The sequence below is a fragment of the Streptomyces sp. NPDC059142 genome (assembly GCF_042755665.1).
GTDB lineage: Bacteria > Actinomycetota > Actinomycetes > Streptomycetales > Streptomycetaceae > Streptomyces.
The window spans coordinates 28,133-51,528 of record NZ_JBHZDA010000052.1; the positions used below are offsets into that span (position 1 = coordinate 28,133).

Consider the following 23,396-nt stretch of genomic DNA (forward strand, 5'->3'; position numbering starts at 1 on the left):
CCTCCAGCTGCTGGGGTTGTTTGATATTTATGTCGTCGCCGTTTGGGCGGTCGGCGCGACGCGACGACGGCCCGTCGTCACTCAGAACTCAGAACTCAGAAATTCGGGTCGAACCGGCTCGCGCCCGCCCGCCGCTCCCCCTCACCGGACGGCGCGCCACCGCCGTCACCGGGCGGCGCGTTCTCTCCCCCGGCGGGCGTACGGGGCGGCCTGACGCGGCTGCTGTCGCGGTCCCCGCCCCGGTCGCGGTCGCGGTTCCTGCCCCGGAACCCGCCCCGGAACCCGGTGCGGTCCCTGTCCCTGTCCCTGTCCCTGTCCCTGCCACCGGTGCGGGATCCCCTGCCGCCCCGGGTCCGGTCACGGTCGCCGCGTCCCCGGCCGGTGGCCGCGCGCCGGTCGTGGACCACCAGCTCCAGTCCGTCGCCCAGCGTGGTGGGCTCCTCCGGCCGCAGGGCGCGCTCACGGCCCTCCGGTGGCTTGAGCAGGAACTCCCCGGCCGCGGTGCGCCGCAGCCGGTAGGAGGCCGCCGCGCCCGGTCCGCCGCGCTGGAGCGAGGGTGCCGCGCCCCGGGCCCGGTCGATCACGAAGGGGAACACGCCGCCGGGGCTCTGTCCCGTCCGTACGGTCAGTTCGTCGGGGCGTACCCCCTCGCCGCGCAACTCCAGCTTCACGCCGACGAGATCGCGGCGCCGCCGCCGCGCCGCGTACCGCACCCCCAGGAACACGGCGAGGGCCAGCAGCACGCCGCCCGCCAGGGCGACGGCCCACCACAGCCGGTCCCACCAGGTGGGCACGGGGTCGACGTCGACCTCCAGGAACGTGTTGTCGAGGACGCGGCCGCCGTCGGCGGTGTCGGCGGCCGTGATCCGGGCGCCGATCTCACCGGGGGCCGTACCGGAGCCGATCCTGACCCGGAAGGGGACGCTCTTGGCGGTGCCCGCGGCGATCTCCACCTCGGCGGGGCTGATCGTCAGCTCCTTGCCCGGCGGCAGGTCGGCGAGGGCGAGCCGTACCGTACGCGTCTCCTCGGCCTTGTTGTCCACCTTCAGGACGCCTTCGACGCTCCCGCCCGGGTGCACGGTGTCCCGCTCGACGGTCAGCGACGCGGTGACCGGCGGCGGCTCCGAGGTGATGCGCGCGTTGAACGGCCGGTGGTCGCCCGTGACCCCGGGCGCCGCCATCTCGGCGGTCAGCGCGAGGTCACCGTCGGCGGTGGACGGTACGGTCAGCGTCCCGGTGAACCGGACGTCCCCCGCGTGCGCGTCGGGCGCCCTGCCGTCGTCCGCGAGCGGCACGGACACCGGTTCGAAGCCGCTGCCCGTGAGCCGGGCCGAGACCGTGATGCCCTTCAGCTCGCCCGGGTCGTCGAGGACGACGCCGCGCCGGGTCTGCATCCGTACCTCGACGGAGGTCTTCTCCCCGGGGCGGGGGGACGCGGGGTCGAGGATGACGGAGGAGCGCAACTGCCCCTGCCAGATGGCGCGTACGGCGACGACACGCTCCCGGTGTCCCTCCGGCGCCTCCAGATGGACCCGCCAGCGTCCGGGGCGCGGATTCTTCACCCGCAGCGCCTCCACCGGCCCGCTCTGGCCGGTGACCTCGAAGGTCGAGCCGTCGAACGACCCGTCGGTGACGACCTTCCGGCCGCGCGGGTCGTAGTAGGTCGCGCTCACCTTCGGATCGTGTTTGCTGACCGTGATCGAACCGTCCGTGGCGATCTTGGGGATGGTCACGTACAGATCGGTGGGCGGCTTGCCCTCCGTGCCCTGGACGACCTGGGCGCAGCGGGCTGCGGCGAAGGTCTCCTGGAGCGCCTTGTCGATCCCGGCGGCGCTGTCGACGACCCTCGGCCGCGGGGTGGCCGAGGGCAGTTCGGCGCAGCCGTTGCGGAAGCCGCCCTCCGCCATCTTCCTGAGCGCGTCCCGGTCGATGGCGTCGCCGAAGCCGAGCGGCCAGATCTGTACGGACTCCTCGCGGGCGCGGGCGAGCTGTTCGGTGAGCTGGCGGGCGGCGTCGGCCTGCCGGCCGGCCGCGTCGGCTCCGTACTCCGGGCTGTCGCGGACGTCGAGCTTGCCGTCGGTGAGCAGGAAGATCACCTTCGGCGCGTCGGGCGCGCCCTTCTCGGTGAGCCGGGTGAGCGCCTGGCGCAGGGCGGCCGGGAAGTCGGTGCCCGGGCCCATCCGGGCGTCGCGGCGGGAGAGTTCCTTGACGCAGCCGTTCAGGTACGAGCGTCCCGAGGAGTTGACGACGGTCGGCGGGCACACCTCGTCCACCGGGGTCTGGCCGCTCTTCTCGGAGCTGCCGAAGCCGATGACGGTGGCGCGTGAGCGGTCCGAGATCTCACCTTGGGCGATCAGCGCGGCGGCCTCCACCTCGCGGTTCAGGTCCTCCTCGGAGAGGCTGTCCGACTGGTCGACGACCACGGCGAAGTCGATGGGGTCGGCCCCTTCGGTCACCGCGGCCGTCCGGCCGGGCGCACCGGCGGCCTGGCCCGGGGCCGCGCCGGTGACGGCGATCAGTCCTCCCAGGGCGAGCAGGACGCCGGCCAGTCGTCTCGCCGCGGCCGGACGGGCCGCGCTGGTTGTGTCTCTCATGTGCATCGTCTCTCACCACAGCTCACTCAGTAGGACCAGCACCGCGCCGAGCATCAGGGAGCAGCCCCCCATGCGCAGCCAGCGGTACTTGGCGGCCAGGACGGCGGCGTGCACGGTGGCCTGGCTCAGCAGCCAGCCCACGACGTCCTCGCCTGTCGTGTTCAGCCGGACCAGCAGTTCGTCGGACGGGGTCCCGGCGAGGAGGTCGCGCAGGAAGGTGTTCTCCGCCCCTATCCGGGTGCGGGGCAGGACGACCGCTATGAGCATGAGCAGTCCGGCCACGCAGAGGATCCCGCCGGCGGAGAGCAGGGAGATCCGTACCGGGGCGAGGGGCTGGTGCAGTCCGTCCTTGGTGAAGGCGACCGCGCAGAAGGCGATGGCCCCGGAGAGCAGGATCGCGGCCTTCGTGTCGGCCCTGCCGATGTCCTCGCGGACCGAGACGACCAGCCGCTCGGCCAGATATCTGACGTCGGCGCTCTCGGCTCCGTCCGGCCCTAAGGCCGGGACTCCGCTGCTCATTCGTCCCCCCAGTCGTCGAAGTCGGCGCTGGGCCTGGAGCCGCGCCGCGCGCTGCCGTGCTCGTCGCCCCGGTCGGCGCGCTCGCGGCGCGCGTCGCGGTCGCGTTCCGCGGACGATTCGACCCTGGTCGGCCGGTAGACCCGCGGTTCGTCGTCCCACGGGGGCCGGTCCGGTTCGCCGCGGTCGTCCCCGTAGCCGTTCTCCCGGTCGTCGCGGTGGCCGCCGCGCCGGTCCTCGGGGAAGCCGTCCCCGTCGTCCGCCCGGCCGGCTCCGTGGGGCTCCTCGCGCCGACGGCGGGCGGGGCCCTCCTCCAGCTCGCGCCTCGGCCGCTGTCCGAGCAGCACCTGGTCGGCGACGCCGCCGATCACCGCGCCTCCGCTCTCCCGGAGCAGCCGCAGCGTTTCGAACATCTGGTCGCCGATGTCATGGCGTTCGAGGTGTCCGGTGTCGAGCAGCCGGTTGAAGAGGTTGATGAGGTCGGTCTGTCCCTCGCGCTTCTGCTCCCTGATGGCCTCGCGGATCTCCCACTCCTTGGCGGGGTTGCGCGCCATGAGGTGGATGATCTCGGCCTCCTGGCCGCGGCGGAGCACCGCTTCGAGTTCGGCGGCGCGCTCCCTGACGAGCCTGCGTTCCATCGCCTCCTTGCGGCGGTCCGCCTCGGCCTGCGCCTCGTCCCTGGTCATGTCGAAGTCGATGTCGTCGCGTTCGCTCTTGCGCTGGCGGACGACGTCGCTGAGATCGATGAACACGTGGATGCGCAGCCGCAGTCCGAGATCGCGGCCCAGGTCGATACGGCCCTTGGCCAGCTCCTCCTGGACGGCCTCGTCGGCGCGCTGGGCGTCCGTGAGCCGGAAGCGGCGGGAGAGCTGGCGCAGCGCGAGGAGGAGTTCGCCGTGGAGCAGTTCGCGTACGTCCCAGACGCGCTTCATGACGACGGTGTGCGGCTCCTCGACCTCCCAGTGCACCTCGGCCCTGGCGTCGAAGAACTGGGCGTCGCCCGCGGCGGGCAGGGCCAGCTCGAACGAGGTCACGTTCCGCCCGAGGAGCACCTCGAACACGGTGTACGGGGCCCTGAGTCTGGGTTTGTCGAAGTCGTCGCGGCGGTCGGGCCACACCACGCTGTGCCCGCCGTTCTGGTACAGCAGTACGGCGGCGATCTGGCCGCTCTCGCGCCGGTAGGGCGGCTTGCGCTCACGTACCAGCGGGCCGGCGGGGATGTCCCGGTACTGGTCCACCTCGTCCTCGGTCACCGGCTGCTCCGTCATCCCCGGGCCCCGCCCTTCCGGTACCGCCTGGTCGGGGCGGCGCTCGGCGTACCGCTGCTCCCCGTACCGTCGCTCCCCTTCGCGCCGGACTGCGGGGCGCTGTTGGCCGGCCGGTCGTTCACCGGCGCGCCGGGGCGCCTCCTCGTGCAGCCACTGCGCGTACTGCTGTTCGCCACGGCGGTCACGGTTCCCCTCGGCGGATCGCTCTTCGTACGGTGACGGGCTCATGCTTCGGCCCCCTCTCCCACCGCGTCCCACATCGTGCGGGCGGCGGTCTTGTCCAACGGTTCGTCCGGGTCCTTGACCAGCCGCGCCAGCAGATGGCGCAGCCGGTCGCGGTCCCTGCGCTCCTCGGCCAGCCGGACCAGGAAGCGGCGGACGAGTTCCAACTGGTGGGTGTCCGCGGCGGCCTGGCGCAGCAGGAGGGCGAGGGCGTCCTGGGTCGCGGCGCCGGCGCGCGGGGTGGCGAGTGTGCGCCGCACCAGGGAGGCCAGCCGTCCGGCCAGTTCGGGACGGGTCTCCAGCAGGGCGGAGAGCAGCATCCGTTTGGCGTGCGCTTCGAGTGCGGGCATGTCCTGGAGGCCCCACAGGAAGGTGGTACGGGTGCGCAGCGCGCGGATCACGGTCAGCAGGGCGAGGGTGGCGGGGCCCCGCCGGGTGTCGCGCAGCCAGGCGTCGAGGCGGCGGACGACGGTCTCCGGCTCCGGTCCGGCCAGCAGCCGGGTGACGCTGAACGACGCGTCGGACAGGATGTCCGTGTCGTGGGCGGAGTCGGTGTCGTCGTGCGCGCGGACGGCCACCTTGGCCAGGGCGTCGAGCGACGCGGTGACGGATCCGGCCGCCATCCCGTAGCCGTGCGCCAGGACCGCGGTGGTCAGCAGCTCCTCGTGGCCACTCTTCGCCCAGTCCTTGAGCAGCGCGGCGACGGCGGGCTGTACGGAGGGCTCACGCGCCGCCTCCGCCAGGGCGGTCGCCGCCGACATCCGCTGGACGGGACTGTCGGAGGAGGCCATGGGGACGACCAGCTCGCCGGAGACATAGGGCAGGTCCCAGGAGCACAGCACCCCGGTGGCGATGGACGCCCGTACCCACAGGACGGGCCGGGGGTCGTCGCACAGGGTCCGCAGCCAGCGGACGAGGGGGCCGCGCGCGTTGTGGTAGCCGTGCCAGACCTCCCGCAGTACGGCGGTCGCCAACGCCTGGCCCTGGAAGCGGACGACCCGTACCGGCACCTGGGCGTCGCCGAGGTCCAGCTCGCCGTCCTGGAGGACGGATCTGGCGGCGACCGGCCTGACCTCGGCGTGGGTGCCGAAGAGCCGGCGGCCGGTGGGGGTGCCGGGGTCGAGCGTGACCGCCAGCTCCCAGGCGAGCTGTTCGCCGGCCTCCGCGGTGAGGCTGTACGGGGAGCCGTTGAAGACGGCGACGGCGATACGGAAGGCGGCGGCGCTCAGTGTGGGCAGGGCCTCGGGCAGGGTGCCGGGCCGGTCCGCGCCCGCGAACCAGGTCCGTGCCTGCGCGTCGACGAAGGTCGAACAGTCGGACAAAAGTTGACGGTGCGTCAGTTCCGCCTGCTGACGCCGGGCGAGATGGTCGGCGAGCCGGGCCGCCTCGCCGGGCCTCAGCTCGTCCAGGCCGAGCGCGTCGGTGACGTCCTGGCCCGCGGCGAGCGCCAGGGCCTCGTCCAGGGCACCTTCGTCCGCGTCCGCCAGGAGGACCCGCAGGTGTTGGAGGAGGACCTTCTCCGAGTGCGGCGAGGCGCAGACCACTCCGTACCGGCCGCGCAGCAGCCGGTCGGCCAGTTCGCCGTTCTCCACGACCAGCACGCCGAAGGCGCCCGCCTTGACGAGTCTGCTCCGCAGGCCGTCGAGGTGCAGTTCGGTGAGACCGGCCCGCCGGACGCGGGTCCTGGTGCGGCCGTTGACCTGCTCGGTCTCCTGCCATCCGGTGTCCTCGGACTCGATCGCCAGGAGATGGCCGTACCCCGGCTGGATCTCCTCGATCTCGTGGACCTTGACGCCCGGATCGAGCCGGGTGACCTTGTCCCCCGCCACGCCCGCGAGCAGGGAGAGCGCCGTCGCCGTACGGCCGCTGTGGTGCTCCCCGCAGAGCACCAGCAGTCCGTGCTTGCGCAGCCGCTTCTCCATCTCCGCGTAGTCGGGGGCCTCGCAGTACACACCGATGAGGCGGGTCAGCTCCTCGGGCGGGACGGGCCCCTGGACCATGGCGTGTCCGCCGCCGATGCCGAGCTGGCCGATGAAGGTGTTGCCTTCGTAGTACTGGCCGTCGGCGCCGAAGCCGATGGCGCGTCCCGTCTTGCCTGCCGCGAAGGTCTGGAGCGCCGCGTGCGCCGTACCGGAGCCGCCCGTACCGCCGGAGCCGCCGAGCGGGTTGCGGCCCGCCTGGTCGAAGGGGTTGGGTTCGGGGGGTTCGGGGCCTTCGCCCTGCGTGCGCCGGTCGGCGCCCTTCTCGGGCTTGTCGGCCTTCTTGTCGGACCGCTTGTCCGCCGCGTTCCTCTCGGGCGACCGGTCCTCGGACTCGTCCTGGGGATCCGGTGCGTCCGGCGCCTCGTCCTGGTCGCTCATGCGGGCTCACCCGGCTCGGGAGCGGCGGTGCCCTGGCTCTTGCGGATGCCGGTGAATCCATGGATCACGTTGTTCTCGAAGTACTGGAGGTCACCCTGGGCGGTGATGACCCTCCCTGTGGAAGGAGGCGGTGGGCCGTCCCCCGGTGTCGGCCCACCGCCGGTCTGGTGCCGCGCCGCGCCCCCGCCGTCCGGAGGGGCGCCCTCGTCGGGCGGTCCCGTCAGGCCGGAGAGCGCGGACGCGGGTAACCGCGGGATGTGTAACCACGCGGTCTCGTCCGTCTCCTTGAACCGGACCCGTGTCCTGACATAGTGCTCGGGCTCCACCTGGCGCCCGCCTTCCGCCACCACGTTCACGTACAGCCAGTCGGAGACGACCAGCAGCAGATCGAACCCGGCGGCGTCCGCCATGGTCCGCTTGGCCGTCGGGCTGTCGCAGAGCCGGCAGGCGAGGTCCACCGCCCGGCCCACCAGCCCCCTGCCGTCGTCGAAGACGGGGCCCGCGTTCATCCCGATCCGCAGCCGAAGCCGCTGGGCGCTTCCCTCGTTGTGCTCGCGCAGGTACTGGTACAGCGCTTCGAGCCAGCCCCCGACCATCAGGGACGACGGTGTGCCCGGGTCGAGCGCGGTGAGGATGCCGTCCCCGCGGTCCTCCTGGTGTCGGCCGCGCGGATCGATGTCCACGGCGGCGAACGCCTCGTCGAACGCGCCGTACAGGGCGTTCCGCATCCGCTTCTTGGCTTCCATCCCCAGCGTGCCCGAGCCACTGACATCGCCGAAGACCACCAGTCTGCTGACCGCTCCCACACTGCTCACTGTTCCCCCTGTGCTGTGGTGACAGATCAAGCCTGGCCGCGAAACGCGGCGGGCGGTGTAGCCGTTTACACAGCCGGAGGAGTTTTCTCCGGCCGTTCCCCACGAGTCCGCTGCGCCTGCCGCCCGTCGGCGAGCAGACGCAGCACCTGTATGTCCGTGACCATGAGCCGCCGGTTGCCCGTCCGTACGACGTCCTGCTCCCGCAGCAGGCGCAGCGCCTTGGCGACGGCTTCCCTGGTGGCGCCGATGGCCGCCGCCAGGTCGTGCTGGGGCAGCGGCAGTTCGACCACGGTGCCGTCGCCGCCGGTGCGTCCGACCCGTTCCGTCAGCTCCACCAGCCGGGCGGCGAGACGTTGCAGGACCGAGCCGGAGGCCAGCGAGCGGCGTTCGACGTCGGAGCTGCGCAGCCGGGCGCTGAGCTGGCGCATGATCAGTGAGGTGGCGTGCGGGCGCGCGGCGAGGAAGCTGCGGAACCGCTCGCCGGAGACGACCGTGGCGTCCACCCGGCCGAGCGCGGTGACGGTCGCGCTGCGCGGCCCCTGGTCGAACGCGGCCAGATCACCCACCACTTCGCCCGCGCCGCGCAGCGCGAGGATGAGCCGGGCGCCCCGGTCGGTGTCGACGGAGACGACGGACCAGCCCGAGCGCAGCGCCAGGACGAAGGTGGTCGTGTCCCGCTCCCTGAGCATCACCTCGCCCGGGGCGTAGACGCGGCGTGAGCCGAGTGCCAGCAGCGCGGCACGGTCCTGGGGGGTGAGGGCATCAAGGAAGGAACGATTACGTTCGAAAAGACTCATACTCACCCCCGTGAGAATTGCGTGTTCCGGACAGCCGTCACACCGGTAACAGCCGCCACGCAGTGCGGTCGTTATGCGCCAAGTCGCCCTGACAGTAAAGTTTTTGACTGTCGGTCAACTGACGGGGACGAAACGTTAGGACCTCGTCACAGCCCCGTCAACTCGACCATGATGCTCCTCAAAACCTCCCGTTACCGCCGGAATGACAGGATCGATTTCAGGACGGCGGCGAACGTGATAGAAGCGTTCGTCCCCGCTCTTGGGAAACACCGTAGGGGGAGGCACTGACAGCGCCTCCCCCTCTCTGTGGAAAACCCGCGCGACCGCAGGTCAGAGCCTTGGGTCCACCGGTTCCGACTCCAGGGCCAGTACCGCGAAGACCGCTTCGTGGATCCGCCACAGCGGTTCGCCGTCGGCCAGCCGGTCCAGGGCTTCGAGACCGAGGGCGTACTCCCTGAGCGCCAGCGAGCGCTTGTGGCCGAGGAACCGGCCGCGCAGCCGCGCCAGATTCTCCGGCCGGGTGTACTCGGGACCGTAGATGATCCGCAGGTACTCACGGCCCCGGACCTTGATCCCAGGCTGGAGCAGCCGCCCCTTGGCGTCCTTGACCAGCGCCTGGAGGGGCTTGACGACCATGCCTTCGCCGCCGCGCTCCGTCATCTCCAGCCACCAGTCGACACCGGCGCGCACCGAGTCCGGGTCGCCCGTCTCGACCAGCAGCCGCCGGGTGGTTCGGAGGAGCCCGGCCGGGTCGTGCTCGACCAGCCGGTCCAGCCAGGCCAACTGCCGGTCGTGCGGCACCCCGGCGAGGTTGCGGCCCCGCCCGGCCAGCAGCTGGAACGGCGCCAGACGCACCCCGTCCAGACCGTCCGTGGTCCAGCAGTACCGCCGGTACGCCTCGGTGAACGCGGCGGCGTCGGCGGCCCGTTCACGCTGGGCCGCCAGCAGCCCGCCCGCCGGCACGCCCCGGGCCACGGCGGCTTCGAGGGCGCCGGTGACCGCGGGGAACGCCGCGCCCGCCGCGGCCCCCACCGCCGCGTACTGGGTACGCAGCAGACCGGTCGCCTTCAGGGACCAGGGCATCAGCTCGGCGTCCAGGAGAAGCCAGTCCGTGTCCAGTTCTCGCCAGAGACCTGCGGCGGTCACGGCGGTCCGCAGCCGGCCGAGGATCTCCTCGGTGACCGCCGGGTCGTCGAAGAACGGCCGTCCGGTCCGGGTGTGCAGCGCGCCCGTGGCGCCGCGCGCCCCGAACCGCGCCTCGGCCACCGCCGCGTCCTCGCAGAGCAGGACGACCGCCCGGGAGCCCATGTGCTTCTCCTCGCACACGACCCGGGCGACACCGTCCGCCGCGTACTGCGCGAACGCCTCGGCCGGGTGTTCCAGGAAACCCTCCTCGGCGGACGTGGCGGTCGGCGCCATGGTGGGCGGCAGATAGGCGAGCAGCCGCGGGTCGACCGCGAAGCGGCTCATGACCTCCAGGGCCGCCGCCGCGTTCTCCTCCCGTACGGCGAGGCGCGCCATGTGGCGGGTCTCCACAGTCCGCCGGCCCTGTACGTCGGCGAGGTCCAGCGGCCGGCCCTCCCGGCCACCGGGTGCCTCGGTGGTGAGCGGCTTGGCCGGTTCGTACCAGACCCGCTCGGCCGGTACGTCGACCAGCTCGCCCTCGGGCCAGCGCAGCGCGGTCAGCCTGCCGCCGAAGACCGCCCCGGTGTCCAGGCAGAGGGTGTTGTTGAGCCATGAGGTGTTCGGTACGGGGGTGTGGCCGTAGACCACAGCGGCCCGGCCCCGGTACTCCTCGGCCCACGGGTAGCGCACGGGCAGGCCGAACGCGTCGGTCTCTCCTGTGGTGTCGCCGTAGAGGGCGTGCGCGCGGACCCGGCCCGAGGCGCGGCCGTGGTACTTCTCGGGCAGCCCGGCATGGCAGACCACCAGCGTGCCGCCGTCCAGTACGTAGTGGCTGACGAGCCCGTCGATGAACTCCCCGACGCGCGCGAGGAACGCGTCGTCCTCCTTCCCCAACTGCTCGACGGTCTCCGCGAGTCCATGTGTGAGCTGGACCTTTCCACCCCGGAGCCGGCGTCCGAGCTTGTTCTCGTGGTTGCCGGAGACACACAGCGCGCTGCCCGCCCCGACCATGTCCATCACCCGGCGCAGCACCCCGGGGCTGTCGGGGCCCCGGTCGACGAGGTCGCCGACGAAGACGGCCGTACGTCCGTCCGGGTGGACACCGTCGGCGTAACCGAGCGCGGAGAGCAGGGTCTCCAGCTCGGAACGGCAGCCGTGGATGTCACCGATGATGTCGAAGGGGCCGGTGAGGTGACGGAGGTCGCTGTTCCGGCGTTCGAGGACGACCTCGGCGCCCGCCACCTCGCGTTCGCCGCGCAGGACGTGCACCGTGCGGAAGCCCTCCCGCTCCAGTCCGCGCAGCGAACGGCGCAGCTCGCCTCGGTGACGCCTGATCACCCGGCGGGGTACCCCCACACGCTCGGGGCGGGCCGCGTTGCGCGCGGCGCACACCTCTTCCGGCAGGTCGAGCACGATCGCGACGGGTGGCACATCGTGTTCGCGGGCGAGCCGTACGAGTCGGCGGCGGCTGTCGGCCTGCACGTTCGTGGCGTCGACCACGGTGAGCCGGCCGGCCGCGAGGCGCTTGCCGACGATGTAGTGGAGTACGTCGAAGGCGTCGCCGCTCGCGCTCTGGTCGTTCTCGTCGTCGGCGACCAGACCGCGGCAGACGTCCGAGGAAACGATCTCGGTCGGCTTGAACCGGTCGCGGGCGAAGGTGGACTTGCCGGATCCGGTGGCGCCGATCAGCACGACGAGGGAGAGGTCGGGCACGGGCAGAAGACGGGGCCCGCGGACGCGGTCGGAGGGGGTGGCCCCGGCGCCGTTCCCGTTCCGGTGGTTCCCCTGCTCGACGGACCTGTTGTTCTCGCCGGTCATCCGGTCCTCCCCTCCTTCTCGTACGTCTCGTGCATGTCCCGCGTCCCCTGTGCCTCGTGTGTCCCGCTGGTCGCGCCGGCGGCGAAGACGGCCATCTGTGTGGGCGGCCCCACCTCCGGGTCGTCGTCCCCGACGGCCACATAGCTCACCCCGTAACCATGGCGTCGTCCCACCTTCTCGGCCCAGGAGCGGAACTCCGCCCTGGTCCACTCGAAGCGGTGGTCGCTGTGGCGCACATGCCCGGCGGGAAGCGTCTCCCAGCGCACGTTGTACTCGACGTTCGGTGTGGTGACGACGACCGTGCGCGGCCGGGCGGCGGCGAACACCGCGTACTCCAGCGCGGGCAGGCGTGGCGGGTCCACATGCTCGACGACCTCGCTCAGTACGGCCGCGTCATATCCCGCGAGCCGCTTGTCCGTGTACGTGAGAGCACCCTGGACGAGTGAGACACGCTCCGCCTGGCGCTCTCCCAGGCGGTCCAGCTTGAGCCGGCGTGCGGCGACGGTCAGCGCCCGTACGGACACGTCCACACCGACGACGCGGGTGAACCGCGCGTCCTTCAGCAGCGCCTGGACAAGCTGCCCCTGGCCGCATCCCAGGTCGAGGACGGTGCCCGCGCCCGCCTCGCGGAGGGCGGCCAGGATCGCGGCGCGCCGCGATTCGGCGAGCGAGGGTGTGGCCGCGATCCCGTCGCCGTGCCCCGTCCCCACGGAAGTCCCAGAGGTCCCGGAGGTCTCGGAGATCTCGGAGGCCCCGGCAGGCGCTTCGGCGGGCGCCTCGGTGGGCGCCTCCGTCCCGATCGCGTTGTCGAGCGCCTCGACCTCGATGTCGTCGGTCTCCGCGAGCCTGACCAGTTCGAGCCGGTTCATGGCCTCCTGGGTCAGCCCCCGGCGGCGGGCCAGATAACGGGTGGTGATCAGCTTCCGCTCGGGGTGGTCGGCCAGCCAGCCGTCGCCCGCCCGCAGCAGCTTGTCGACCTCGTCGGGCGCGACCCAGTAGTGCTTGGCGCCGTCGAGCACCGGCAGCAGTACGTAGAGGTGGCGCAGCGCGTCGGCGAGCCGCAGTTCGCCCTCCAGGACGAGCTGTACGTAGCGGGAGTTGCCCCACTGCGGGAACCGCTCGTCCAGCGCCACCGGCCGCGCCTCCACCGAGGCCCAGCCCAGCGGTCCGAAGAGCCGGCCGACCAGCTCGGCGCCGCCGCGCGCGGGGACCGCGGGGATCTCGACGCGCAGGGGCAGCGGGCTCGCGGCCCGCTCCGGACGCGCGGCGCAGACACCGCGCAACGCGCTCTTGAACACCGTGGCCAGCGCCACCGCGAGCAGCGAGGAGGCCGCGTACGGACGGTCGTTGACATACTGCGCGAGCGCCGCGTCGGGGGCGCCGCCCCGGCCCTTCCCCTTGCCGCGTCGCACCAGGGCCACCGGATCGATCTCCAGCAGCAGGGCCGCCGTGCAGCGCTCGGCGGACGCCTCGGGATAGAGCACATGGGCGGTGCCATGCGCCGTGGAGAACGCCTGCGCCCGGTCGGGATGCTTGTGCAGCAGAAACCCGAGGTCGGTCGCGGGGCGTTCCGGGGTACCGGTGGTACTGATCGTCAGGAACACCTGATCGAGTATTGCCCGGCGGGCCCGCCACCACGAGGGGTTTTCCGCGCGGCCGTCAGTGTCCGGTGTGGCCGGCGAGCGCGGCGATCTCCGCCGGGCCGACCCGGCAGCAGCCGCCCACCAGCCGGGCGCCCGCCGACTGCCAGGAGCGCACCCGGGACGGGTCGAACGCCGGTTGTCCGCGCCAGCCCCGCGCGACGGCGTCCCACTCCTCGCCGCTGTTCGGATAGACCACGACGGGCTTCCCCGTCACCTCGGCGGCGATCTCCACGGCGCGGTCGGTGTCCCCCGGCTCGCAGCAGTTGACGCCCACCGCGATCACCGACGCGTTCCCCGCCGCCAGGGCGAAGGCGTCGGCGAGCGGCTGACCGGCCCGGGTGTACTCCCCCGCGATGGAGTACGAGAGCCACACCGGCACCCCGCACCCTTCGACGGCGCGCAGCAGCGCCCGCGCCTCGTCGGTGTCCGGCACCGTCTCCAGCGCCAGCACATCGGGGCCGGCCGCCGCGAGGGTCTCGATCCTCGGCCGGTGGAAGCGCTCCAGCTCCGCCACCGAGAGCCCGTACCGTCCCCGGTACTCGCCGCCGTCCGCGAGCATCGCCCCGTACGGGCCGACCGAGGCGGCCACCCATACCTCGCGCGGCTCCACCTCGGCCGCGTGGCGCGCCAGCTCCACGCTGCGGGCCAGCAGCGCGCTCGCCTCGTCCCTCCCCACGCCGCGCCGCGCGAACCCCTCGTACGTCGCCTGATAGCTGGAGGTGATGAGCACCTGCGCGCCCGCGCGCACATACGCGGCGTGGGCGGCCTCGATCTGTTCGGGGCTGTCGACGAGGAGCCGCGCGGACCACAGTTCGTCGGACAGGTCGCAGCCCTGCGCCCTGAGCTGGTTGGAGAGACCTCCGTCGAGGACGACGGTCCCCTCGGCGAGGGCGGCGGCGAGGGTACGGGCGGGCTTCACGGCGGCTCCGGAACTTCGGGGACGGCGGACGCTCGGCGAGGTCGGGCGGGCCGGACGCACCGGGCCGGCCGCGCCCCACCATGCCCCGGCCGACCGCGCCGGCCGGGGGGGCCGGGTGTACGGGTGGGTCAGCTCAACTGCGACTGGACCTGCGAGGAGATCAGTTCCAGGTGGTCGAGATCGTCCAGATCCATCATCTGGAGATAGATCCGCGAGGACCCGACCGCGGCGTACCGGCCGATCTTGTCGACCACCTCGGCGGGCGAGCCCGCCAGCCCGTTCGCCTTCAGCTCCTCCACCTCGCGTCCGAGCGCGGCGGCCCGACGGGCCACCTCGGCGTCGTCCTTGCCCACACAGACGACCAGCGCGTTCGAGTACACGAGATCGTCCGCGGCGCGCCCCTCCTTCTCGGCCGCCGCCCGCACCCGGCCGAACTGCCGCTCGGTGTCCTCGACGGAGGCGAAGGGGATGTTGAACTCGTCGGCGTACTGAGCGGTGAGCCGGGGCGTACGCGTCGCCCCGTGCCCGCCGATCAGCACCGGCACCTTGCGCTGCGCGGGCTTGGGCAGCGCGGGTGAGTCGGTGAGCTGGTAGTACGTGCCGTCGTACGAGAAGGTCTCGCCGACCTCGGTGGCCCACAGCCCCGTCACGACGGCGAGCTGCTCCTCCAGCCGGGCGAACTTCTCCTTGGGGAAGGGGATCCCGTACGCCTTGTGCTCCTCCTCGAACCAGCCCGCTCCCAGGCCCAGTTCGACCCGGCCGCCGGACATCTGGTCGACCTGGGCGACCTGGATGGCCAGGACGCCCGGGAGGCGGAACGTACCGGCCGTCATCAAGGTGCCCAGCCGGATCCGCTTGGTCTCCCGGGCCAGCCCGGCCAGGGTGATCCAGGCGTCCGTCGGTCCGGGCAGACCGTCCACGGAACCCATCCGCAGATAGTGGTCGGACCGGAAGAAGGCGTCGAAACCCAGATCCTCGGTGGCCTTGGCCACGGTCAGCAGTGTGTCGTAGCTCGCCCCTTGCTGGGGCTCGGTGAAGATGCGCAGATCCATGGCTCCATCCTGCACCTTCGTGCCCGGTGCCCTCTCCGGTGTCCCCCGTCAGAGGGGTCCCACCGGCGAGTCGGCCGCCTCCTCCCGGCCGCGCCCTCTGCTCCGCTCCCGTCCGTGATCCCCTCCGTGGTCCACACCCCGGTCCCCGACGCGGTCCGGCACGCAGTCCGGGACGCGATCCGGAATCCGGTCCGGAACTCGGTCCGGAACTCGGTCCGGAATCCGGTCCGGGAGGTGATCCCCGGCGCGTCCCCGGTCACGTCCTCCGGCCGGCGTCCCGTCCCACCCGCGCTCGCGCCGCCACTCGCTCGGCCAGACCCGCTCCTCCTCCCGGTTCCGCTCCTGCTCCCTCACCCGTTCCTCCTCACGCTCCTGCGTGAGGAGCCGCCGCAGCATCCCACCCACCCGGTCGTTCGACTCGTCCGCCGCGTCGATCGCTTCGATGCACTGCCAGTACAGAGCCTCCTCCTCCGTCGCACACGCCACCGCGACCAGCGCGATGCCCACCTCGCCCAGCAGGACGCCGAGTCCGGTCAGCGCCGCCCGTACATCCCGTACCCCCGAGAGCTGAAGCGCCCGTATCGCTCCGGCGCCGAGCCCCGGTATCTCCGGCGGGACACAGCCGCCCCCTCCCTCCCCGTACAGCTCCCGCAGATCGCGCAGATCCCGCGCCTCGCCTCGCAGTTCCTTCGGGCCCCTCAACACCAACTGATGGCCGATCGCGCGGGCGAGGGTCTGTGCCTGCCACGCCTCCGCGATGACGTCCATTTCCTCCGCGCTCGCCGCCAGGGCATGCCGGCTCACGCCGATGAGCCGTTCCGCATCCATCCGCAGTCCCCATTCCCACGAGAATCCTGCCCATGAACTCCACTACCCAGAGTGAGCGCATTCGAGCAGAAAAGCTAGAGCATTGCGGAAATCTGTGGACAGCAGGCTCGTTGTGCATAACTCGGCCACTCCGGAGAGTGACAATCACCCTCAATCATCATGATCGAGGGCCCTCTTGGCCGGGAAGCGGAGCTCATTCCGCTCCACCTTCGCGGCGAGCGCCGCGAGCGGGTCGACGCCCAGCACTCCGCAGAACTGGAGGAGATACGCGAGGACATCCGCGACCTCGTCCCGCACGCGGTGGGCCGTCTCCGGATCGGTCATCACCCGCGCCGACTCCTCCGGCGTCAGCCACTGGAAGATCTCCAGCAGCTCCGATGCCTCGACGCTCAGCGCCGCCGCCAGGTTCTTGGGGGTGTGGTACCGCTCCCAGTCCCGCGCCGCCGCGAACGCGGCCAGCCTCCGTTGCAGTTCCGCCACATCGAGTTCGGTCACGGGTCAAGGTCTACCACCGTCACCCCGGCCGCCCCGCGCGCGGGCGCCGCGTCCGAGACCGCCCCCATCAGCCGTGTCCCGCCCTCCGCGCAGACCGCCGCCGCGAGCGAGAGCAGTGCGCCGGTCTGCCGCCGGTCCAGGCTCCGGTCGAACCCGTCGGCGAGGACGGTGAGGAAGCGCCACGCCGGGTCCGGCCCGCCCGCCCGGTCCGCCGCCGGTCCGCCGGGGCCCGCCAGCAGGACGAGCGCCAGCGCCAGATACCGCAGTTCGCCCTCGCCGAGCCGGTCCACGGGGGTGGCGGGGCGGGCGCCCGAGGCGTCCCTGGCCAGCAGCGCCCGTACCGTACCGTCCGCGAGCCGTTCGACGGCCAGCTCCGTCACCGGGCCTGCGCACCCCGCCCGCGCCGCGGCGGCCAGCCGTTCGACGCACGGGTCCTGTCGGTGCTCCAGGACACGGTCGAGGACCGCCGCCAGATTTCCGCACCCCCGGCGCAGCCGCCCCTGCCCGCGGGGCACCGGCGCCCGCATGAGCTGCGGCTGCGGGTCGCAGGCGACGACGGACCGCAGCGCGAGAACGGTCTGCTCGGCGGCGGCCAGGACCTGCAACTGCCCCTCCGTGCGCCCCGCGACGCGCAGCGGCAGCAGCGCCGTGCCCAGCCGGTCGTCGGGGAGCGGGGCGCGGGTCACCGGCACCGCGCCCGCCGTGTGCCAGGCCGCCTGCACGGCGGGCCGCCCCGGATCGCGCAGCGCCGTGGCCAGCAGGGTCCGTCCGCCGCCGGTCAGCCGCTCGCCGACGACACGGAGTTCGGGTTCGGCCTGGACGGCGAGGTCGAGCCGTACGGGGCCGGCCGGGCCGTCGACGGTGCAGCCGATCCGGAAGCCGCGTCTGCCCTGCGCGTCGGCCGCGGCCCGCTCGGGCACACAGGCCACCGGGTCGGGGAAGACCTCCCCGAGCGTGGCGCCCGCGCCGAGCCGGGCCAGCGACTCGTACGCCGCCAGCGCGGTCGACTTGCCGCTGCCGCTCGCGCCGGTGAAGAGCGTCACGGGGCCGAGCGGGAAGGCCGCCCCGCGGTGCGAGGTGTAGGCGGAGAGCCGGAGTTCGGTGACCACGGGGCGGGGCAGGGCGGCCGCACCCCCCGGCCGGAGAGCACCGGCGGAACCGGTGGAACGGGCGGCGCGGGCGGGGCGGATGGCTTCCATGGCCGGACCGTACGCGGCGGCCGGGACGGCGAACCGTTCCGCCTGCGGGACCTTCCTACGATCGGGGGATGGTGTCCGCCGCGATCCCCTCGACCTCCGTGCCGATCGGGGCCAGCAGGAAGACGTTCCTGTCGACCCGGTGCATCCCGCTGCCCAGGCCGAAGACCACACCGCTGCTGAAGTCGAGGATGCGCTTGGCCACATCGGTCTCGGCGCCGGTCAGGTCCAGCAGCACCGGGATCCGGGCGATGAGATGGTCGGCCACCTCCCGCGCGTCCGCGAAGACCTGGACCCGCAGCACGATGAAGCGCCGGTGCTCCTCGACGGGTTCCCGGGGGACGGTCGTGTGGTCCACCCGCGACGGCCACTCGTTGCGGCCCCGCAACGGGACGACCTGGGCCAGGCCCTCCCACTGTTCGTCGGTGGCGTCATACCCGTCGTAACGGCCGTACCTGCTCACCGGACCACCCTGCCCGCACGCTCTGTCTGCATCAGGTCATCCTCCCGTGTATCACCCGTTCGGCCCATCAACGACACGGCTGTCCACGTCTGTGTGACGATCGACTCCCCGGTCGCGGCCGACCCGGCGCGGCCGTCGGACAGGTCCGCGGCCATGGCCGGAGCCGAGCCGCGATGGCCGGAGGGATGGGCCCCCGTCCCCGTACCCTCCGGGGCCCCATCCTCACATCGCTCGCGCCCTCGTCTCAACGGGAGGACGGACGCTCCCTCCTGATCTCCAGTCCGGCGGGCGCCTCGATGTGCGCCGTACCGTCCGCGTCGACCGCGATGTCGAGCCGGCCGCCCGCGACGTCGAACCCCTCGGCCTTCAGAGGCCGGTACGCCTCCGTGAAGGTGGGCGCGACGGTGAGGGTGCCGCCCGGGACGTCGGCGGAGAGCCCCAGCGCGGACTGGAGGACGAGCACGGACGAGGCCGCCGCCCACGCCTGCGGACGGCAGGACGCCGGATACGGCGAGGGCACCCGGTCGGTCGCCGCGCCGTGCCCGGCGAACAGCTCGGGCAGCCGTGCCTCGAACCCCGCCGACGCGGTCAGCAGCCCGGCCGCGAGCGGCGCGGCGGCGTCCGGGAAACCGGCCCTGACCAGCCCGTGGACCGCGATGGCGGTGTCGTGCGGCCAGATCGAACCGATGTGGTAGCCGTACGGGTTGTACCCCACGGAGTCGCTGCTCAGCGTGCGCAGCCCGTGCCCGGAGTCCAGGTCGGGCGCGCTGATACGGGCCGCGAGCAGCGCGCTCTCCTCGTGGTCGAGCAGCCCCGTGCCGAGCAGATGGCCGAAGCCGGAGGTGACGGAGTCGACCGGGCGGCCGTCCCGGTCGAGCGCGACGGCGGGGTACGCGCCTCGCTCGTCCTCCACCCAGAAGCGGCTGCGGAAGCGGTCGCGCAGCCGCTCCGCCCACTCCTCCCAGCGGTCGGCGCCCGGCCGGCCGAAGGCGCGCAGCAGGGCGGCGCCGCCGCGGGCCGCCTCGTACGCGTACGCCTGCACCTCGCAGAGCGCGATCGGCGAGGTGGCGAGGCGTCCGTCGCGGTGCCGGATCGCGTCGCCGGAGTCCTTCCACCCCTGGTTGGCCAGGCCACGGCCGGTGCTGTCGACGTACTTCAGGAAGCCGTCGCCGCCGGCCTCGCTCTGGTCGCCGATCCAGCCGAGGGCGGCCTCGGCGTGCGGCAGCAGCTCCTCGACCTCCTCCGGGGCGAGCCCCCAGCGCCAGGAGTCGTGCAGCAGGGTGATCCAGAGCGGGGTGGCGTCGACGGTGCCGTAGTAGCTGGGCGGCAGGGCGAAGGTGTCGTGGAACGACTGGGCGGCGCGGCGCACTTCGTGCAGGATCTTGCCGGGCTGCTCCTCGGTCTCCGGGTCGGTGCGCACGCCCTGGCGGCGGGCGAGCGTACGGAGCGTTCCCGCGGCGAGTCCGGTGCCCAGCGGGAGCAGCATCCGGGCGGCCCACAGGGAGTCGCGGCCGAACAGCGTGAGGAACCAGGGGGCTCCCGCGGCCAGGAACTGGTCGGTGGGGCGGTCGAGGGCGGTGAGCCGCCCGGCGCCCGCGGCCTCGTCGCGCGGGACCGGGTCGCTGAGCCGCAGCCGGTCGAGGTCCGCCGCCGACTGGTCGATCCACTGGTCGAAGCGGCGGTCGGCGCTGCGGAGCACCGGTGTGCGCCAGGGCACGCCGTCCGCCGTCGGCGCCGGGAACTGGTCGCCGTCCTCGTGGGCCGCGTCGCAGCGCAGTACGGCGGTCCACCCGGTGCCGGGGGCGAGCTCCACGTCGTAACTCAGCCGTCCGGTCGCCGCGTCGGCGGCGGCGGGCTCCGGGGTGCTGGTCAGCCGTACGGAGAAGGTGTCCCTGGTCCAGTCGAACCCGGCGTCCGTGACCGTGGGGGCGAGGAGGGGCTGGGGGTCGCCCTGCTTGACGCGCTCCATGAGGGCGAGGTCGGTGGTGGCCGTGACGACGAGGGTGACGCGGACGTGCTGCCGCCCCGCGTTGGCGAGTTCGAGGGTCTCCTCCAGGCGGCCGGGGGTGAGGCGGCGGCTCCGGCGGAGGGTGACGGCGGGGTCCGCGGTCTCCTCGCCCAGGCCGCGCAGCACCGCGCGGAAGGAGGCGCGGTCCGCTCCGTCGAGGGCGCCGCGTACCGGCGCGATCCCGATGCCGTCGGCCTCGACGGTCAGCCGGGCGAGGGCTCTGCTGTCGCCGTGGTAGAAGCCGTCGGCACCGCTGTGGAACTGCCCGTCCGCGTGGGATATCGCGAAGCTCGGCGCGTACAGCGTGACGCAGGCGTCGTGCAGGAACGGCTGAAGTCCCTCGGCCGCCGGGATGGCCTCTGCGACGGAGTTCATAGTGTCGTGGGTCTTGACAGTGGTGGACAACAGAGCAGAACCTCTCAGTCATTGGAGCGTTCCAAGAACCCTAACGACGACCTCAGCTCGTTGACAATGGCATTGGAACGCTCCAATAAACTCGTAGAGTCACCAGAAGATCCACCCGCCAGACCGACAGATCCACCGGTCCACGGATTCACAGATCCATGGACCGACCCGCCAGATTCACCCGCCGACGCGTGAGAACGGTTCCGGAGACAGCCATGCCCCGCTCCACCCAGCCCCCTTCGTCCAAGCCGGGTCCCGTGACCCTGGCCATGGTGGCGCGGCGGGCCGGGGTCTCCCCGCAGACCGTCTCGAACGCCCTCAACGCGCCGGGGCTGCTCAAGCCGGAGACGCTGAAACGGGTCCGCGCCACCGTCGACGCGATGGGCTACCGCCCGCACCGCGCCGCGCAGACGCTGCGCACCCGCTCCAGCAAGCTCATCGGGTACGGGATCCGCCCCACCGCCCCCGGTATCACCGCGCCGGTCATGGACCGCTTCCTGCACGCCCTGTCGCAGGCCGCGGACGAGGCCGGCTACCGGATCCTGCTGTTCGCCTCACCGCCCGGCAGCCCCGGGCTCGACGGCCACGAGGAACTGCTCGACCTGCACAGCGTCGACGGTTTCGTGCTGAGCGGCACCGACCGGGGCGACCCCCGTCAGGCGTGGCTGGCCAAGCGCGGCGTGCCGTTCGTCGGGTTCGGCCGGATGTGGTCGGGCCGTCAGATCGGCGACTGGGCGGATGTCGACGGCGCGTCGGGCACCGACGCCGCGGTCGAGCATCTGGTGGCCCTGGGCCACCGGAAGATCGCGTTCCTCGGCTGGCCGCGCGGCTCGGGCGTCGGTGACGACCGCGCCGAGGGGTGGCACCGCGCGATGCGCAGGCACCGGCTGCCCGTACGCGGCCGGCGGGCGCAGAGCGTCGACGACCTGGACTCGGCGCACACCGCGGTGGGCCCGCTGCTCGACGCGGGCGCGACCGCGGTGATCGCCGCCAGCGACATGCTCGCGCTCGGCTGCTACCGGGCGCTGCGCGAACGTGACGCCGTACCCGGCCGGGACGTGGCCGTCGTCGGCTTCGACGACTCGCCGACCGCCGCGCTCCTCTCCCCCGGACTCTCCACGATCGCCCAGCCCCTGGAGGCCGTCGGGCGCGAGTGCGTCCGGCTGCTGCTGGCCAGGGTGGCGGCCCCGGACTCGCCGCCCGAGCGCGTCCTGCTCGAACCGTCGCTGGTCATCCGGGACAGCACGCCCCCGCCGGGCGGCTGAGCCCGGCCCCGAACCCCCGGGGCGGATCCGCCCCGCCACCGCCCCGGGCCTTTTCCGTACACGTCCGAACACGCCTGAAGCACGCCCGAACACAGCTCGACACGCCCGTACGCGCCTCCGGTACGCCCGCCCCCACCGGGCGTCCGGGTCCACGTCCGGACGCGTACCGCATATTTCATCCTTTTCTGGAGGAATCCATGGTCACCCGCACGGCCGTCGCCGCCCTCGCCACCTGCGCGGCGCTGCTGACCGTCACCGCCTGCTCGTCCAGCTTCGACAAGGAGAAGGAGCCGGCCCAGGCCACCACCGCCAAGCAGAATCTGACCGTACTGATCGCCACGTCCGGGGACGCCGAGACGCAGGCCGTCAAGAAGGCCGCCGCGGCGTACGCGAAGCAGTCCGGCAACACGGTCGACGTCCAGGTCGCCAAGGACATGAACCAGCAGCTCGCCCAGTCGTTCGCCGGGCACAAGCCGCCGGACGTCTTCTACGTCAACTCCGACCAGTTCGCGAACTACGCCAAGGGCGGCTCGCTCTACGCGTACGGGGACCGGATATCCGACGCGGACGACTTCTCGGAGCAGCTCCGCACGTCCTTCTCGTACGACGGGAAGCTCGTCTGCCTGCCCAAGGACACCTCCACCCTCGGGCTCGCCATCAACACCGACCTGTGGAAGAAGGCCGGGCTGACGGAGAAGGACTACCCGAAGAGCTGGGCGGACCTGAAGAAGGTCGCGGACAAGCTCACCGGCGGCGGTGTCACCGGACTGGTCACCAGCGACGAGTTCCAGCGCCTCGGTGCCTTCATGAAGCAGTCGGGCGGCTGGATCACCGACCCGGGCCAGACCAGGATGACGGCGGACACCGCGCAGAACGCCGAAGGACTCGCCTACGTGCAGTCCCTGCTGAAGTCGGGCTCCATGAAGTTCGCCAAGCAGGTCGACACGAGCTGGGGCGGCGAGGCCCTGGGCAAGGGCAAGGCGGCCATGACCATCGAGGGCAACTGGCTCGAAGGCGGGATGAAGAACGACTACCCGGACGTGAAGTACGCCGTCGCCCCGCTCCCCGCGGGCCCGGCCGGTGAGGGCACCCTCGCCTTCAGCAACTGCTGGGGCGTCGCCGCCGACAGCGCGCACCGCGCCGCCGGGGTCGACCTGGTGAAGTACCTCACCTCCGCCGACCAGCAGCTCGCCTTCGCCGACGCGTTCGGCGTCATGCCCTCGCGCACCAGCGCGCTGAAGACGTACGCGGCCGAGGAGCCCCAGGCCAAGGCGTGGGTGGACGGCAGCGCCTACGCGCAGGGCCCGGTGACCATCGCCGGCTTCGACAAGGTGCTCAGCCAGTTCAACACCGACCTCCAGTCGCTGCGCACCGCGGACCCGAAGAAGATCCTCGCCGACCTCCAGCGCAACGGCGAACAGGCGATCGCGAAGGGCAACTGAGCACCATGCCCCTCCGTACCACGCCACGCCGAACGGTGCGCGCCGGCCGCGCACCCGGAACCACCGGGGGGGCGGGGGGGGCCAACCCCCCCCCCCCGCGGCGCGGGGCGGCCCGGCGGGGCGGGCGGCCCGCGCGCCCCGCGCGGCGGGGGGGGCGGGGCGGGG

Annotated in this window: 16 protein-coding genes and 1 pseudogene; 2 read left to right on the top strand and 15 right to left on the bottom strand. The window is 72.8% G+C overall.

What is annotated here, in order from left to right:
• Nucleotides 1–95: 95 nt before the first annotated feature.
• The 15 genes and pseudogenes from ACFXPK_RS19700 to ACFXPK_RS19770 all read right to left on the bottom strand — a co-directional run bounded on the left by ACFXPK_RS19700 (nucleotide 96) and on the right by ACFXPK_RS19770 (nucleotide 20,494).
• A complete protein-coding gene (locus tag ACFXPK_RS19700) occupies nucleotides 96–2,594 on the bottom strand; it encodes a VWA domain-containing protein (RefSeq protein ID WP_385077067.1) in 2,499 nt (832 codons plus the stop codon).
• Between the two features lie 12 nt (nucleotides 2,595–2,606).
• Complete coding sequence (locus ACFXPK_RS19705) at nucleotides 2,607–3,113, bottom strand: Pycsar system effector family protein (protein WP_385077070.1); 507 nt, start codon at nucleotides 3,111–3,113, stop codon at nucleotides 2,607–2,609.
• On the bottom strand, nucleotides 3,110–4,606 hold the full coding sequence (locus ACFXPK_RS19710) for a hypothetical protein (protein WP_385077072.1): 1,497 nt from the start codon (nucleotides 4,604–4,606) through the stop codon (nucleotides 3,110–3,112). The genes ACFXPK_RS19705 and ACFXPK_RS19710 overlap by 4 nt, the downstream gene beginning before the upstream one ends.
• Nucleotides 4,603–6,960 (bottom strand): hypothetical protein, encoded by a 2,358-nt coding sequence (locus ACFXPK_RS19715; RefSeq protein WP_385077075.1) that lies wholly within the window; start codon nucleotides 6,958–6,960, stop codon nucleotides 4,603–4,605. The genes ACFXPK_RS19710 and ACFXPK_RS19715 overlap by 4 nt, the downstream gene beginning before the upstream one ends.
• On the bottom strand, nucleotides 6,957–7,775 hold the full coding sequence (locus tag ACFXPK_RS19720; RefSeq protein ID WP_385077078.1) for a hypothetical protein: 819 nt from the start codon (nucleotides 7,773–7,775) through the stop codon (nucleotides 6,957–6,959). Before ACFXPK_RS19720 ends, ACFXPK_RS19715 begins: the two co-directional genes overlap by 4 nt.
• Before the next feature lie 65 nt (nucleotides 7,776–7,840).
• On the bottom strand, nucleotides 7,841–8,572 hold the full coding sequence (locus ACFXPK_RS19725; protein WP_384992433.1) for a Crp/Fnr family transcriptional regulator: 732 nt from the start codon (nucleotides 8,570–8,572) through the stop codon (nucleotides 7,841–7,843).
• Nucleotides 8,573–8,902: 330 nt separating this feature from the next.
• Nucleotides 8,903–11,515, bottom strand: coding sequence for a polynucleotide kinase-phosphatase (locus ACFXPK_RS19730; protein WP_385077080.1), 2,613 nt, complete (start codon nucleotides 11,513–11,515; stop codon nucleotides 8,903–8,905).
• A complete protein-coding gene (locus tag ACFXPK_RS19735; RefSeq protein WP_385077083.1) occupies nucleotides 11,512–13,119 on the bottom strand; it encodes a 3' terminal RNA ribose 2'-O-methyltransferase Hen1 in 1,608 nt (535 codons plus the stop codon). Before ACFXPK_RS19735 ends, ACFXPK_RS19730 begins: the two co-directional genes overlap by 4 nt.
• A gap of 55 nt (nucleotides 13,120–13,174) precedes the next feature.
• Nucleotides 13,175–14,077: a homocysteine S-methyltransferase gene (mmuM, locus tag ACFXPK_RS19740; RefSeq protein WP_385077086.1), complete on the bottom strand. Its 903-nt coding sequence runs from the start codon at nucleotides 14,075–14,077 to the stop codon at nucleotides 13,175–13,177.
• A gap of 128 nt (nucleotides 14,078–14,205) precedes the next feature.
• Nucleotides 14,206–15,129 carry an LLM class F420-dependent oxidoreductase gene (locus tag ACFXPK_RS19745; RefSeq protein WP_385077089.1) on the bottom strand — a complete coding sequence of 308 codons (924 nt, stop codon included), beginning with the start codon at nucleotides 15,127–15,129 and terminating at the stop codon, nucleotides 14,206–14,208.
• 357 nt (nucleotides 15,130–15,486) lie between these two features.
• A pseudogene (locus ACFXPK_RS19750) lies at nucleotides 15,487–15,957 on the bottom strand (DUF6099 family protein); the annotation flags it as partial.
• A 150-nt stretch (nucleotides 15,958–16,107) separates the two neighbouring features.
• Nucleotides 16,108–16,452, bottom strand: a complete 345-nt coding sequence (locus ACFXPK_RS19755; protein ID WP_384992423.1) for a nucleotide pyrophosphohydrolase — start codon at nucleotides 16,450–16,452, stop codon at nucleotides 16,108–16,110.
• Nucleotides 16,449–17,651: an ATP-binding protein gene (locus tag ACFXPK_RS19760; RefSeq protein ID WP_385077092.1), complete on the bottom strand. Its 1,203-nt coding sequence runs from the start codon at nucleotides 17,649–17,651 to the stop codon at nucleotides 16,449–16,451. The genes ACFXPK_RS19755 and ACFXPK_RS19760 overlap by 4 nt, the downstream gene beginning before the upstream one ends.
• Nucleotides 17,652–17,706: 55 nt before the next feature.
• A complete protein-coding gene (locus ACFXPK_RS19765; RefSeq protein ID WP_384992419.1) occupies nucleotides 17,707–18,111 on the bottom strand; it encodes a cell division protein SepF in 405 nt (134 codons plus the stop codon).
• 244 nt (nucleotides 18,112–18,355) lie between these two features.
• Nucleotides 18,356–20,494: a glycogen debranching N-terminal domain-containing protein gene (locus ACFXPK_RS19770; protein WP_385077095.1), complete on the bottom strand. Its 2,139-nt coding sequence runs from the start codon at nucleotides 20,492–20,494 to the stop codon at nucleotides 18,356–18,358.
• 245 nt (nucleotides 20,495–20,739) lie between these two features.
• Here ACFXPK_RS19770 and ACFXPK_RS19775 point away from each other — a divergent pair, with 245 nt between their 5' ends.
• Both ACFXPK_RS19775 and ACFXPK_RS19780 read left to right on the top strand, forming a co-directional pair.
• Nucleotides 20,740–21,789, top strand: coding sequence for a LacI family DNA-binding transcriptional regulator (locus tag ACFXPK_RS19775; protein ID WP_385077098.1), 1,050 nt, complete (start codon nucleotides 20,740–20,742; stop codon nucleotides 21,787–21,789).
• Nucleotides 21,790–21,986: 197 nt separating this feature from the next.
• Nucleotides 21,987–23,231 (top strand): extracellular solute-binding protein, encoded by a 1,245-nt coding sequence (locus ACFXPK_RS19780; RefSeq protein ID WP_385007263.1) that lies wholly within the window; start codon nucleotides 21,987–21,989, stop codon nucleotides 23,229–23,231.
• Nucleotides 23,232–23,396 lie beyond the last annotated feature (165 nt).